The organism is Streptomyces sp. NPDC102467 (assembly GCF_044765445.1).
Taxonomy (GTDB): domain Bacteria; phylum Actinomycetota; class Actinomycetes; order Streptomycetales; family Streptomycetaceae; genus Streptomyces.
The window spans coordinates 40,769-54,715 of sequence record NZ_JBIWKA010000012.1; the positions used below are offsets into that span (position 1 = coordinate 40,769).

The 13,947-nt window shown below is 73.1% G+C and carries 12 protein-coding genes; 6 read left to right on the top strand and 6 right to left on the bottom strand.

Features of this window, described 5'->3' with window-relative positions; all coding sequences use genetic code 11:
- The first annotated feature begins 99 nt into the window (after positions 1-99).
- The 3 genes from ACIREE_RS25015 to ACIREE_RS25025 are packed head-to-tail and all read left to right on the top strand — an operon-like array spanning position 100 to position 1,398.
- Complete coding sequence (locus ACIREE_RS25015) at positions 100-459, top strand: hypothetical protein (protein WP_404156190.1); 360 nt, start codon at positions 100-102, stop codon at positions 457-459.
- Positions 460-464: 5 nt separating this feature from the next.
- Positions 465-983 carry a hypothetical protein gene (locus tag ACIREE_RS25020; RefSeq protein WP_404156192.1) on the top strand — a complete coding sequence of 173 codons (519 nt, stop codon included), beginning with the start codon at positions 465-467 and terminating at the stop codon, positions 981-983.
- Positions 984-1,029: 46 nt separating this feature from the next.
- On the top strand, positions 1,030-1,398 hold the full coding sequence (locus ACIREE_RS25025; protein WP_404156195.1) for a peptidase inhibitor family I36 protein: 369 nt from the start codon (positions 1,030-1,032) through the stop codon (positions 1,396-1,398).
- 38 nt (positions 1,399-1,436) lie between these two features.
- Here the strand turns inward: ACIREE_RS25025 and ACIREE_RS25030 are convergent, their stop codons facing one another.
- Positions 1,437-2,669, bottom strand: coding sequence for a GNAT family N-acetyltransferase (locus ACIREE_RS25030; protein WP_404156197.1), 1,233 nt, complete (start codon positions 2,667-2,669; stop codon positions 1,437-1,439).
- Positions 2,670-2,840: 171 nt separating this feature from the next.
- Complete coding sequence (locus ACIREE_RS25035) at positions 2,841-3,458, bottom strand: RNA polymerase sigma factor (protein WP_404156200.1); 618 nt, start codon at positions 3,456-3,458, stop codon at positions 2,841-2,843.
- 156 nt (positions 3,459-3,614) lie between these two features.
- On the opposite strand from ACIREE_RS25035, the gene ACIREE_RS25040 reads away from it, so the two are divergent.
- The gene (locus ACIREE_RS25040) at positions 3,615-4,613 is read left to right on the top strand and encodes a MerR family transcriptional regulator (RefSeq protein ID WP_404156203.1); all 999 of its coding nucleotides are present in this window, start codon (positions 3,615-3,617) and stop codon (positions 4,611-4,613) included.
- On the opposite strand, the gene ACIREE_RS25045 is transcribed toward ACIREE_RS25040, so the two are convergent.
- Together ACIREE_RS25045 and ACIREE_RS25050 are read right to left on the bottom strand one after the other, a co-directional pair.
- A complete protein-coding gene (locus tag ACIREE_RS25045) occupies positions 4,588-5,961 on the bottom strand; it encodes a cryptochrome/photolyase family protein (protein WP_404156206.1) in 1,374 nt (457 codons plus the stop codon). The genes ACIREE_RS25040 and ACIREE_RS25045 overlap by 26 nt on opposite strands.
- Positions 5,962-6,575: 614 nt before the next feature.
- A complete protein-coding gene (locus ACIREE_RS25050; RefSeq protein WP_404156209.1) occupies positions 6,576-8,531 on the bottom strand; it encodes a hypothetical protein in 1,956 nt (651 codons plus the stop codon).
- Between the two features lie 162 nt (positions 8,532-8,693).
- On the opposite strand from ACIREE_RS25050, the gene ACIREE_RS25055 reads away from it, so the two are divergent.
- The gene (locus ACIREE_RS25055) at positions 8,694-9,143 is read left to right on the top strand and encodes an ATP-binding protein (RefSeq protein ID WP_404156212.1); all 450 of its coding nucleotides are present in this window, start codon (positions 8,694-8,696) and stop codon (positions 9,141-9,143) included.
- 34 nt (positions 9,144-9,177) lie between these two features.
- Here ACIREE_RS25055 and ACIREE_RS25060 read toward each other — a convergent pair whose 3' ends face one another.
- Complete coding sequence (locus tag ACIREE_RS25060) at positions 9,178-10,047, bottom strand: SigB/SigF/SigG family RNA polymerase sigma factor (protein ID WP_404156215.1); 870 nt, start codon at positions 10,045-10,047, stop codon at positions 9,178-9,180.
- Between the two features lie 143 nt (positions 10,048-10,190).
- Between ACIREE_RS25060 and ACIREE_RS25065 the strand changes: the two genes are divergently transcribed.
- Entirely contained in the window at positions 10,191-11,576 is a 1,386-nt protein-coding gene (locus ACIREE_RS25065) for an FAD-binding oxidoreductase (RefSeq protein ID WP_404156218.1), read from the top strand.
- Between the two features lie 29 nt (positions 11,577-11,605).
- Here ACIREE_RS25065 and ACIREE_RS25070 read toward each other — a convergent pair whose 3' ends face one another.
- Positions 11,606-13,945 (bottom strand): GH92 family glycosyl hydrolase, encoded by a 2,340-nt coding sequence (locus tag ACIREE_RS25070; protein WP_404156924.1) that lies wholly within the window; start codon positions 13,943-13,945, stop codon positions 11,606-11,608.
- Positions 13,946-13,947 lie beyond the last annotated feature (2 nt).

Here is a 13,947-nt window from a genome sequence, read left to right on the forward strand (position 1 = left end):
ATGACTAGTAACCGACACGGGTGAAGCGGGGAATGCCCTCGCGGGCGCCTGGGGAGTGTGGTCACGCACAGTAATGACGACCACATCGAGGCCGCCACAATGAAACGCACATCCGCATTCACCCTCACCCTTCTCGCCGCCGCGGCCGCCCTGGTGCCCGCCGCCACCGGCGCCCGGGCAGCCGCAGGACCCGGGCAGGTCTGCTTCTGGACCGAACCGGGCCAGCACGGCCAGGCCTGGTGCTACGCACCCCCCGGCTACGCCGAGGCGGAGAACGGCACACAGCGTCACGCCTACTCCTTCGACTCTCGTGTAGGGGACAGCGTCTACGCCATCAGCTACACCACCTCCAACTGCCTGTACCGCGAGATCCGGCGCGACGACTACTCCGAGAACTGGGAGTGGGCGCAGAAGATCGACGGGGTCAGCGACAACAAGATGGGATGCGAGCAGGGCTGACGGGCGTGCGCGCGCGACCACGATCGTGGGGGCTCGCCCTGGTGACGGGCCTGCTCCTGCTCACCGGGTGCGTACGCCAGCCCGCCCGGCCCGCCCTCTCGCCCGACGACACCATCAGAGCGGCACAGCAGGAGCTCACCGACCGCTGCCTCACCCGCCAGGGACTCACCCCTCCCCGGCCAGGACAGCGAGGCGTGAACACCGCCGAACAGGAGCGTGTCGCCGGTGCGCTGTTCGGACGCCCGCCGGCCGAACTGTCCCTGACCCTCGCGAGCGGCATCCCCGTACGCGCCCACACCGACGGCTGCCTCGCCGCGGCCCAGCGCACTCTCTATGGGGACGAGAAGCGCTGGTTCGAGGTGTCGACCGTCGTCAACAACCTCCGACCCGAAGCCGCCTACCGGGACCGCAGCCTCGCCTCCGTGCGCGCGCGGCACCGCACCGAGATCACCGAATGGCGCCGGCTGCGGGCCCACGCGCTCCATGAGTCCGCAACGCTGCTGCGCGACCACGGGCCCCGCTGACACCGCCACCCCGACCCCGACCCACACCACAAGGAGACCCCTCACCGTGAAGCACTCGCTCGCCCTGCTCACCGCCGCCGTCATCGCCCTCGGCGGCGCAGCGGTCACCACGACCGCGTACGCCGCCCAGTGCCCGAGCGGCGACTTCTGCGCCTGGACCGACGCCAACTACTCGGGCCAGCGCTGGAACTGGTCCGGCGACGACGGCGACTGGGAGCCCGGAATCCAGGACGAGGACTCCTCCTGGGCCAACCACGGCATCTCGGGCCCCGGAGTGAAGGACCACGTCCAGGTCTACGAGAACAAGGGCTGGATCGGGTTCGGCACCGTCTGTCTCGCCCCGGGACAGGAGATCCCGTCCAACTCCTGGGGCAACGACAGCGGCGACTCCCACACCTGGAAGATGAGCTGCTGAACCCGCCGCACCTCAGGCGGATTCAAAGAAACAGGCCCTCAGAATCCGTCGACCGTGTGCGGCAGCAGATCCGTGTACAGCGCGGCGTCGAGCATCGACGCCGCGTCCTGCTTGTGCTCGCCTGCCACACCCGCCCGCACCAAAGACCGCACGGACGTCGCGCCCATGTAGACCGTGGCCAGGTCGCGCGCCTCCAGCGTCAGATCGGGGGCGTCCGAGGTCGGCGCGTAGGAGAACCCGTCCGGCGACGCGATGAGCCGGAACGTGCCCGCGTTCGCCGGCACCTGTTCGTCGCGGATCGCGAGCGCCACGTCCACGGGCGCCGCCCACGAGCGGGCCGCCAGCGCTGCCCGCACGTCGACGAGCCGCACCCACAACGACGGGGACGACTCCGTCACCCGCACCTGGTCCCGGTCCGCCGCGAACAGCAGCAGCGAATCATCCACCGGACGGCCCCAGGCCCGCACCTTGCCGGTCAGATCGATCGCGGTCAGATAGCTCCACAGCGCGGCCGCCTCCTCGGGGCCGTCGGCCTCGAGGTCGTCGACCCGGACGAGACCCGCGGTGTGCGTGTCCTCGCCGCCCGACTTGGTGCGGTAGATCGCGTACCCGGCGAGCGGATCGCCCAGTGCCACGATCCGCGGTGGCGACATCCCGCTGTCGCCCTCGTCCTTCTCGACCAGCAACTCCTCGCGCCACCAGGCCTCCGTACGCGCCAGCCGGCCCGCCCGGTGCGCACGGGTCTCCTCGAAGTACGGGGCGAGCAGCGCGGGCGCGGACTCCGGGTCGACCAGGCGCAGGGGGCGGGAGTCGGGCGCGAGGCGCAGCGCGAGCGGGCGCCGCGAGTCGATCTCCACGGTTGCGCCGTAGGTGCCGGGGCCGAAGCCGAACCGGCCGTAGATCGACGCCTCCGACGCCCACAGCGCGACGAGGGGCGCGCCCTGCCCCGCGCAGCGGGCGAACAACTCGGCCATCATCCCGGAGAGCACACCGCGACGGCGGTGCGTCGGCGCCACCGACACGAACGTCAGGCCGGGGCAGGAGAGTTCACCGCCGCCCGGCACGGACACCGAGAAGGGGTGCGCCGCGGCGAACCCGACCAGGTCGTCCCCGTCGTAGGCACCGATGCGCAGGAAACCGGCCAGCGTCTCGCGGTGGTGCTTGCGCCGGTCGTCCGCCGGCGATTCGTGGAAGACCAGGTAGGCGAGCGCGAGGGCACGCTCGATGTCGGACTCGGGAAGTTCACGGATCTGGACGGATCGGGCATTCATGATCACAGACCCTAACCGGGAGCCGCTCCCCGCGCCCGCGGGGGTGCCTCCGTGGGCGGCGCCGCGCGGACGCCGCCCACAGAGACAGGCCCCGGTGACGCCGACTCCGGCGAGACCGTGCAGACAGCGGGGTCCGGGCCGCCTGCACGGCCTCGAGAGCGCGTCACCGGTTCACACGGGGCTGTCCAGTGCTTCAGGCGCACGCTCTCGTACGGATGCACCCCGGCCTCGATTCCTGCCGTACTCCCACAGCCGCGCACGCAGCCGCCCCATCCCGCGCCGCGCATGAGACTTGACCGTGCCCAGCGGCCATCCGGTGCGGTCCGCGATCTGCGGCTGCGTCAGGTCCTCGTAGAACGCGAGCCACAGGACCGTGCGCTGCGGCACCGGCAGCCGCGCCAGCTCCTGGGCCACCAGCACCCGGTCGAGCGCGGCCTCCGTCTCCTCCACCGCCACCGTGCGCCCGGCGGCCGCGCCTTCGAGCAGGGCCGCCCGGCGAGTGCGCGAAGCGAGCGCGTCCGCGATGTGGTGCCTGGTGATTCCCGTCAACCAGGCGGCATCGGTGCCGAGTTCGGGCCGGTAACCGGCCCGCCCGCGCCACGCGGCGAGAAACACCTGCTGCGTGATGTCCTCCGCGTCACGGCCGTCACCGAGCGCCCGCCGGGCCAGCCGGAGTACCAGAGGTGCCCAGCACCGGTACAGATCGGCCAGGTGCGCCGCGTCGGCCCGCGCCCCCTTCTCGGGCGACTCGTGCGCACCGCGCGTATCCGGGCGGACCGCTGTGCTCATCGGTGTCTCGTCAACTCCTCTACGCAGGCCCGAACTTGGCGTTTCCCGAACGGAAACCGGACGGATGGACCGCGTTCCCGTCCACGGACCGGTCATCCTGTGAACCCGCGCGGTCGACCGGCAACTCGCACCGTTTGTGCGTCGTATCGTGAGCCGATGGACGAGGACCGGGACACCTTGCGGAACGGGTACGGCGTGGCGGCGGCGGAGCCGGGGGTCACCACCGGCGCCCTCGCCCGGCGCCTGGGAGTGTCACCGACGACCCTGCGCACCTGGGACCGCCGCTACGGGCTCGGTCCCGCCCAGCGCGCCGAGGGACACCACCGGCGCTGGTCGGCGCAGGACGTCGCGGCCGTCGAGGAGATGTGCCGCCTCACCGCGACAGGCCTGCCACCCGCCGAGGCCGCACACCTGGCCCGCAAACGCCAGGACACCGGTCGCCCCGTCGCCGCCGTCCCGCAGCCGCGCCGCCGCGCGCAGGGCCCGGCTTCGGAGGCCACGCTCGAACGGCAGCGCCGTGGTCTGGCGCGCGCCGCCACCCGCCTCGACGCGCCCGCCGTGCGGGACCTGCTGACCGAAGCGGTGGCCCGGCACGGCCTCGTCGGCGCCTGGCAGGACGTGATGGTGCCGGTGCTGCACGCGATCGGACGCAAATGGGAGGAGGCGGGGGACCGCTACGTCGAGGTCGAGCACCTCCTGTCCTGCCACATCTCACGCACCCTGCACCGCGGCGTCATCGCGCCCGTCACCGCGGCCGTACCGCCGCTCGTCCTGGCCTGCGTACCGGCCGAACAGCACTCGCTGCCCCTGGAGGCGCTCAGCGCGGCCCTCGACGAACTGGGGCTGCCGCAGCGGATGTTCGGGGCGGCCGTCCCCGTCGAGGCGGTCTCGGCGGCCGTGCGCCGCACAGGGCCGCGCGTCATCGTGCTGTGGGCGCAGGCCCGGTCGACCGCGAGCCTGCCCCTCGCCCGGCACCTCGCCGAGGCCAGGTGGGGGGTGCGCGGCGCCCGCGGCGGGCCCGCCGTGATGCTCGGCGGCCCCGGCTGGGCAGGACACACGGTGCGCGGCGCGCTGCGCCCGACGACGCTGCCCGAGGCGCTGAGCCGCATCGAGCGGCTCTACCCCGAGCTCACCCCAGACCGCGAGCCCGCTTGAACCGGGCCAGTCCGTCGGAGAGTTCGAGCAGCGGATCCGGATAGTCGTACGCGGCCCTGTCCTCGCCCGTCAGCTTCCACGGTTCGTGCACCGCGGCGCCCTTCAGACCCGCCAACTCCGGCACCCAGCGCCGTACATACGCTCCGTCCGGGTCGTACCGCTTGGCCTGCGTCACCGGATTCAGCACCCGGTTGGGCCGGCTGTCCGTGCCGGTACCCGCCATCCACTGCCAGTTCATCTGGTTGTTCGCGATGTCCCCGTCCACCAGGAGGTCCAGGAAGTGCCGGGCGCCGACCCTCCAGTCGACGTACAGCGTCTTGGTGAGGAAACTCGCGGTCAGGAGGCGGGCCCGGTTGTGCATCCACCCCTCGTGGCGCAGCTGCCGCATCGCCGCGTCGACCACCGGATATCCCGTACGCCCCTGTCGCCACGCCTCGATCTCCCGGCCCGCGGATCTCTCCGAGCGCCAGAGGTCGTGCTTGCCGCGGTAGTCCTCGTGCGCGGCGGCCGGGCGGGCGGCCAGCACCTGACGGTGGAAGTCCCGCCAGGCCAGTTGCCGTACGAACGCCTCGGCGCCGGGGCCGCCCGCGGCCCGGGCCCGCTGGACCGCCTCGACCGGGCTGACCGTGCCGAAGTGCAGGTCGGGGGAGAGCCGGGACGTCGCGTCGCCCGCCATGTCGTCGTGCCGGTCCTCGTACCCGGCGATCCCCGACCGCAGCCACGCGGTGAGACGCGCCCGGCCGGCCCGCTCGCCGCCCTCGGCGAGATCCGGTGACAGACGGGGGACGGCAGCGCGTTCGGGCAGCGGCTCGGAGCGGACCCCGTCGGGAACCGTGACGGCCCGGGGCGCCCGGCCCACGGTCCGCAGGTGCTGCCGGGCCCACTGCCGGTGATACGGCGTGAACACGGCGAAGTGGTCCTTGGCCGCGGGGGTGACCGCGCCGGGCGGCACGCAGGTCACCACCGCGTCGTGGGAGACCACTTCGCAGCCGATGCCGTGCAGTGCGGTCCGCAACCGTTCCTCACGGCGGTGGGCGTAGGCGCTCACGTCGCCCGCGAGATGCACCGCGCACGCGTCCGTCTCGGTCACCACCTTCGCGACCTCCTCCGCCACGTCCCCGGAGCGGACCACGAGCCGCCCGCCGCGCTGCCGCAGTTGCGCGTCGAGATCGCGCAGGCAGTCGGCGAGGAACGCTTCCCGGTTCGGCACCAGGAATCCGGCCGCGGCGATCCCGGTGTCCCGGACGAACAGCGGCACCACCGCGTCGGAGGCGTTCAGGGCGGCTCGCAGCGGCGGATGATCGTGGACTCGCAGGTCGGCGGTGAACAGGACGACACGGACGCGCACAGACTTACTCCCGGCTGCTACGAGGGACTCAAGGGAACTCGCGAGAAATCAAGGGAACTCGACGGAACTCGACGGAACTCGTGGGACTGCGATGGACGGAGGGGGAGGCGCACAGCCGATCGCGGTCAGCCGCCCGTTCCTCCCTTCCGAACCTTCCGGCCCCGGGACGTGCACGGATGCATGCATTCCGGGCCACGGCGGGGCATCCCGTGCATGGTCTCCCCGGAAGCGGGCAAGCGCAGCACAGGGACGACGGACGGTCACCGGGCGTGGACCGTCCGTGCGGGTCGACGGGTGTAGGAGGTGCCGCGATATGCAGGCGAAGGTGTTGCGACGGTTCTCGGCGGGGGCGCCCCGCGGGTCCTGGCCGGCGGAGGAGTACGCCGCTCGGCTACGCGCTCAGGGACGGTCCGCGAAGGTAGTGATGGACCTGGATTCGGACGCGTTCCTGGTGGTCGGCGGGGAAGGTGACGTACCCGCCTGACCCGGGCATCGGCCGGCGCCCGGGCAGCGCGGCGGGCCGACGAGCCCCACACTGAGCCCCCCGTCCGCACGGACGGGGGGCTCAGTCCTGTCCGGGTGCTGTCAGGCCCCGGCAGCCGGCGGCAGCGCCGTCAGGAACCGACCTCCGGGAGCCGCTCCCCGTTGTCCAGCCGCGCCGTCACCCGCACCGTGCCCCGCTCGGGTGCCCGCACGGCCAGCGTGCGGCCGGGGCGGGCGGTGTCGACCGCGCCGCTCACGGAGATCCGGGTGACCGCACGGCTGCCGGCCGCCACGAGATACCAGTGGCCCTTCGGCGACCTCCACCGCGAGGAGGCCACCACGTGCTGCCCGAACCGGCTGCAGGCGGCGGTGGACTCCGCCCGGCCGACCACCCGGGCAGGTGCGGTGGCGGACGAGGCGGGCGCACGCAGCAGCAGGGCCACGTCACCCGGCCCGCGCCAGGTCGAGGCACGGGCGCACGACCACACCGCGCGGCCGCCCCCCTCCGGCAACTGCTGCTCGGCGAAGTCCCACGCGTTCACGGCGCGCACCGCCCCGCCGCGCCACGGCTCGAGTCCGCAGGCGGTACGCGCCCACGCCAGCAGGGCCTGACTGCTGGTCGCCTCACGCGGCTGGCGGGGCGGCGGCGTGCCGTGGCCCGGCAGCGGGGTGTACGTCAGATGCACCGGCGAGAGCCCGCCGAGATCCACGACCAGGAACGCGTGGTGCTCCACGATCCGTGCGGAGGAGCGCAGCTGCAGCACCGGACGCCGGGCACAACCCCCCGGCGGAGCGACCGGCACGGCGTCGGTCACACCGTCCTCGGACACGTGCAGCGGCCGGGCCGGAGTGTCGGGCCGCAGCAGATCACGCCTGGTCGCCTCCGTGACCCAGGGCGCGAACAGATAGCGGGCGGTGCCGGAGCCGCGGGACAGCACCACCGCGGCCGCGGTGGTCACATCGGCGTCGTCGACGCGGGCCAGATCGAGCGAGGCACGTCCGCCGCCGACGGGGTCGGCGTAACGGGCCAGTCGGTCGCCGTCGGTCAGCAGCACCACACCCTGGCCGTCGACGTCTCCGGCGAACAGCAGTTGGGGCGTGCGCGGCGGCGCGTCCTGCGGAGTGCCCGGCGTCGTCGTCACCGCGACCGCGTCCGAGGGCGCCGCCCAGGAATCCAGCGCCCGCGCCAGCAGCGCCTCGTCGCCGGTCCGGGAGCCCCGCGCGGGCCACACCGTGAAGTCGACCCGGGAGGTGTCGGCCCACTCGTCGGGCGCCGCGTGCGAAAGGCGGGCGGCGTCGAGGCCCCCCGCGGCCGTCGCGCTCGCCCGGACCGCCGGATGCTCGCCGGAGCCGCCGCCCGGGACGGTCAGCACGCCCGCCGTGATCACGGCGAGAGCGCCCAGAGCCCAGGCGAGCCGCCTGCGCCGGGTGCGCCGGATCAGATCCGTGGGCCGCGTCTGCACCGAGCAGGCGTCGAACTCCTGGGAGCGCAGCAGCGCCTCGGCGGCCGGTCCTGCCCCGGCGTCCAGGCCCGCGGCGTCCCGGACGACGTCCTCGGGGTCCCTGACCCCGGCCGCGCCCAGCAGGGCGGCGGCGCGCCCGGCGGAGAAGCCGTCGACCCGGCGGAGCACGAACGCGGCCCTGGCCGGCGCCGACGCCCCCGCCAGCGCCTGCCCGAGGGCGATCTCCTCGGCGCCGCCGGCCCGCGGGAACAGGCGCAGCCCCCACACCATGGGCAACCGCGGCAGCAGCGCCCGGGGCGGCGGCAGCGCCGCGGGCCAGCCGGAGGGGCGGTGCGCCCCGGCCAGAGCGGCCCGCAGCACCCGCACCCGCAGGGCGTCCTCCGCGCCGCCGGGGCCGTCTCCCGCCGCCCGCGGGCCCGGCACGCGGGTCGGCCGCGCCCCGGGAAGCGCGCGCTGGGCCGCCGCGTGCGCCATCAGCACCCGGCGGTGCCGGGACAGAGCGGCGGGAAGTGTCAGGTAGGCGAGGCGGACGAGCGCGGTGTACTGCTCGACGAGGGCGGCCTCGGCCCGGTCGGCGGCTATCCGGGTGCGCAGGGCCGGGCGGCCGCGGCGAAGGGTCGGCATGGTCGGGTCTCCCGCGTCGAAGGGCGTCGTGTGCTTCGCTCTTCAAACGACCGGACCGTGTGACAGTCACATCACGAATCGGCAGGACTGCTCCGCGCGAGTCGGGGTATCAGCATGCCTGCGGGGGTCTGACCGACACAGGCCCGGTCGAGAGAGACGCGGATGATCGAGTATTTGGGCGGGGCAGTGATCCCAATCGGCTTCGACACGCCTGTCGAGCCCCTGCGGCGGGTGACGCACTATTCCGGAGAGGCGGGCTGCATAGCGCAGGCCCGGGCTTTCGCGGAGACGTTCCTGGCCCAGCTGAACCAGGAGTGGTGCGTCCCCATCGACCGCAGGGCCGCGGGCGATGTGCTCCTCGTCGTCAGCGAGCTGGTCACCAACGCGGACCGGCACAGTGCGGGGCCCTACGTCCTGGAGCTGGAGGGGTCGGCGCGGCAGATCATCGTCACCGTCTACGACAGCAGCGCCGCGGTCCCGCTGCGCTACCCGCGGGACCCGGCCCGGATCGGCGGGCACGGCCTGGAGATCGTGGACGTACTCGCCGAGGTCACCGTCGAACGGGTGCCGGTCGGCAAACGCGTCAAGGCCGTCCTCACCCTCTCGGTGTGAGGACGGCCCCGGTTTTCTTCGGTCGACCCGCTACCTAGACCGGGTCCGTGTCCGCGAGCATGCCGGACTTCAGCCGGGCGATGAGCTGCTTGATGAGCCGTGAGACGTGCATCTGCGAGTAGCCGAGCCGCTCGCCGATCTCCCCCTGGGTCAGCTCCTCCACGAACCGCAGATGCAGCAGCCGGCGGTCGCGCTCGGGCAGCTGCGCCACGAGCGGGGCGAGCACGTGGAAGTCCTCCACCAGCTCCATCGCCTCGTCCTCCACCCCGATGAAGTCGGCGAGCACCGACTCGCCGTCCTGACCGTTGTCGGTGGTCAGGGCCGCGTCCAGCGACGCGGACGTGTACCCGTTCGAGGCCAGCTGCGCCTCCACCACCTCGGACTCCGGCAGGTCGAGGAGCGTGGCCAGCTCGGCGGTCGTCGGGTCGCGGTCAAGGCGGGTGCGGAGTTCGTCGCGCGCCTTGGCCAGTTCGAGCCGGAGCTCCTGCAGACGCCGCGGCACGTGCACGGCCCAGCTGGTGTCGCGGAAGAATCGCTTGATCTCGCCGGTGACGTACGGCAGCACGAACGACGTGAACTCGACCTCGCGCGAGATCTCGAACCGGTCGATCGCCTTGATCAGGCCGATCATGCCGACCTGGACGATGTCCTCCATGTCGTCGCCGCGGTGGCGGAAACGGCCCGCCGCGAAGCGGACCAGCGACATGTTCATCTCGATCAGGGTGTTACGCGTGTACTGGTACTCCTCGGTCCCCTCTTCGAGTTCGGCGAGCCGCCGGAAGAAGTGCCGGGAGAGTTCCCGTGCGTCCAGCGGCGCCACTCGACTGGGGTCCGGGATGTGGTGAAGCGAAATCTCCCCATCTGTGGTCCGGGTCCTGTCCGCAGTGACGTCCGTCCCGCTCATGGTGGACTCCACCGTCCCTCCCGCGCCGTGCGACGGCGCACAGCCCTGTTCCATCATGGTGTCCGGCAGTTACCCGCGAACTGCCCGGTCATGCAGAGTTGTTCTGGAGGTACGACATCAACACGGCAGAAACAGCAGGTACGGTGCGCGAACTGGTGGACGCGCTCCCGGGCAGCACCCTCGTCACCGACGCGGACGTGCTCGCGTCGCTCGGCCGCGACGACGCCGAGTGGGCGCCCGCCGGCCGGCCGCTCGCGGCGGTCAGGGCCGGCTCCGCCGAAGAGGTGCAGGCGGTGGTGCGGGCGTGCGCGGCGCGGCGGATCTCCGTCGTCACGCGCGGCGCGGGCACCGGCCTCTCCGGCGGCGCCAACGCGGTCGACGGCTGCGTCGTTCTCGACGTCTCCCGGATGAACCGCATCCTGGAGATCGACACCGAGAACCTGCTCGCCGTGGTCCAGCCCGGCGTCGTGAACAACGACCTGAAGGCCGCCGTCGCCGAGCACGGCCTGTGGTACCCGCCGGACCCGGCCAGCGCCCCCTGGTCCACCATCGGCGGCAACGTGTCGACGAACGCGGGCGGCCTGTGCTGCCTCAAGTACGGCGTCACCCGCGACTACGTCCTCGGCCTGGAGGTCGTCATGGGCGGCCCGGCGGGTGAGTACGGCAGCCGCGTCCGCCTCGGCCGGCGCACCACGAAGGGTGTCAGCGGTTACGACCTGACGAGCCTGTTCGTCGGCTCCGAAGGCACCTTCGGCGTCATCACGGAGATCACCCTGCGGCTGCGGCCCGCGCCGGTCGCGGAACCGCGCACGATCGTCGGCGCCTTCGACAGCCTGGTCGCCGCGGGCGCGGCGGTCGCCCTCGTCACCCGCCGCGGCCTCGCCCCCGCCGCTCTCGAACTCCTCGACCGCGCCTGCATGGAGGCCGTCGAGGACTGGAAGCACCTGGGCATCGAGCCGGGCGCCGAGGCCATGCTGCTCGCCAGGATCGACGCCGCGGGCGACGCGGGGGCCGTCGAGGCCGCGGCGGTGGCCGCCGCCTTCCAGGAGGCCGGGGCGCTCTGGGCCGAGCAGTCCACCGACGCCGTCGAGGCCGAGGCCCTCTTCGACGTACGACGCCTCGCCTACCCCGCGCTCGAACGGCTCGGCCCCGTTCTCACCGAGGACCTCTGCGTGCCCCGCTCGGCCGTGCCCCAGATGCTCGCCACCATCGAGGACATCGGTCGCCGGCACGGGGTGCGCATCGCCACCATCGCGCACGCGGGGGACGGCAACCTGCACCCGCTGCTGATCACCGAGCCCGGTGACGAGGCGGCCCGCGTCGCCGCGCAGGCCGCCTTCGAAGAGCTCCTCCAGGCCGCGATCGCCGCGGGCGGCACCGTGACCGGCGAGCACGGCGTCGGCCTGCTCAAGCGCGGTGGCATGCGCAGCGAACTGGGCCCCGCCGTCTGCTCGATGCAGCGTGCGGTGAAGCAGACGCTCGACCCGCTGGACCTGTTCAACCCGGGGAAGGTCGTCGGCGAGGACTGACCTTCCCCGGGGCCCGTCGCCGGGTCAGGTCAGCGCGGCAGGCCCGCAGGATCGGTGGCCCACCTCGTGTCCGGCTGGTCGACGAGCCGGTACGCGAGCGTGCCGCCGCGGCGCAGCAGGCCCGCGTCCGTCCACGACCGCGGGTGGTTCCGGCCGTCGAGCCGCACCCCGGCGACGTACGCGTGCGTGGCATCGGCCGCGGGCGCGTCGACGACGATGTCGGCGCGTCCGGGCCGGTCCACCACGGCGTGCGGGAACAGCGGCGCGCCGAGCAGCAGATCGGCGCTGCCCGGGGCCTTCGGGTACAGGCCGAGCGCGGAGAAGACGTACCAGGCCGACATGGTGCCGAGATCGTCGTTGCCGGGCAGCCCCGCGGGCCCGGTCCCGTACACGGAAGTGACGATCTCGCGCACGGTGGCCTGCGTCTTCCACGGCTGCCCGAGCGCGTTGTAGAGCCACGGCGCGTGGATGCCGGGCTCGTTCGTCGGGTCGTAGCGCAGCGCGTCGCCGCCCTTCACCGACCAGGAGCCGTCCGCCTTGTGGAAGAACCCGTCGAGCCGGGTCGCCGCCGCCTGTCGGCCGCCCATCGCGTCGGCGAGGCCCTGCACGTCCTGCGGCACCATCCAGGTGTACGTGGCGCTGGTGCCCTGCGCGAATCCGAGGTCGCTGCCCGGATTGAACGGGGTCACCCACGAGCCGTCCAGATTGCGCGCCTGGATGTAACCGGTGTCCGGGTTGAAGACGTTGCGCCACCACGTCCCGCGCTCGGTGAAGTAGGCGGCCTGCTCGTCGCGGCCGAGCAGCTTCGCCCAGGAGCCCAGTGCGGCGTCGGCGACCGAGTCCTCCAGCGTCTCGGCGGCGCCGCCCCAGCAGTGGCAGGCATCCTGCGCCGCGTAGTGGGAGCTCAAGTACTGGGCCAGGTTGGGTCGTTGGCCCTCGCACTGGCCGGGGCAACCCGCGTCGGAGAGGCCGTCGTCACGCGGCTCGGTGGCCTGCCGGGCCAGCGAGTCGAAGGCGCCTTCGTAGTCGAAGTCGCGCACGCCCATCGCGTAGAACGTCGCGAGCGTCGCCGCCGTCGGGTCGCCGGTCATCACGTGCGTCGCGCCGTTGACGTGCACCCAGCGGTCCCAGACGCCGTCGTTCTGTTCCGAGAAGTTGTAGAGCGACTGCGCGAAGTCCCCGGCGACCTTCGGTTTCAGCAGGGCGAGCAGCTGGATCTGGGCCCGGTACTGGTCCCAGCCCGAGAAGTTGCTGTACTGCGCCTCCTGCCCGCGCGCCAGGCGGTGGGGCCTGCCGTCCATGCCGGGGTAGCGGCCGTCGGTGTCGCTGATGATGTTCGGCTGCATGAGGGAGTGGTAGAGCGCCGTGTAGAAGGCGGTGCGCTGGGCGTCGCTGCCGCCGCCGGTCCGCACGGAGCTCAGCTCCCGGTCCCAGTCCCGGCTCGCCTGGGCCGCCACGTCGTCGACGCTCGCCCGGGGCGCGATCTCCTTGCGCAGATTCGTCTCGGCGCCCGCGAGAGACACGTACGAGATGCCGAGCCGCATATGGACATCGTTGTCAGAGCCCGTGTCGAAGCCGACGTAGCCACCGGAACCACGTCCCGCGCGGTCGGCGCCGGTCGCGTACCCCTCGCCGCCGCCCGCGCTGGTGGAGCCGGGGGAGAGGGTGGCGTCCCGCCAGGTCCCGTACGAGGAGAAGGCGCGGTCGAAGGAGGCGCTGAAGTACAGCTTGTAGTAGCTCTTGCGGTTGTTGACGCCGCCGTTGGCACGGCGCCCGCAGAACGCGCCGGTCAGCACCCAGCCGGTGACCTTGCGGTGCGCGCGGTCGATGTCTATGTGCGCGTCCTCGCTGCCGTTGAGCGAGTTGGAGACGCGGAACAGCAGCGAGGCCTGCTGGTCGGCGGGGAAGGCGAAGTCGGCGACGCCCGCGCGGCGGCTCACCGACAGATCGGCCGACGCGCCGGAGTCGAGCCCCAGGGTGTAGCGGCCGGGCACCGCGCGCTCGTTCGCGTGCGAGAAGTTCGACGCGTACACCGCGTCCTTGGTGTCGGCCGACGGCGAGGAGGTGACATCCCCGACGAACGGCATGATCGGCACGTCGCCCGCGGCGCCGGGATTGCAGCCCGCGCCGTTGACGTGGGTGAGGCTCAGGCCGCGGATCCGCTTGGCGTTGTACTCGTAGCCGTTCGCGGCGCCGGTGCTCGTCTGGTCGCCGGTGGTGCTGGTCGGGGACCACGCGATCATGCCGTACGGGCGGGTGGCACCCGGGTAGGTGTTGCCGCCGTTCGTCGAGCCGATCAGCGGGTCGACGGACGCGGTGGGCCGGGTGGCGGGCGCCGCGGCCGAGGCGAGCGGCCCGGGCAGCGTCATGG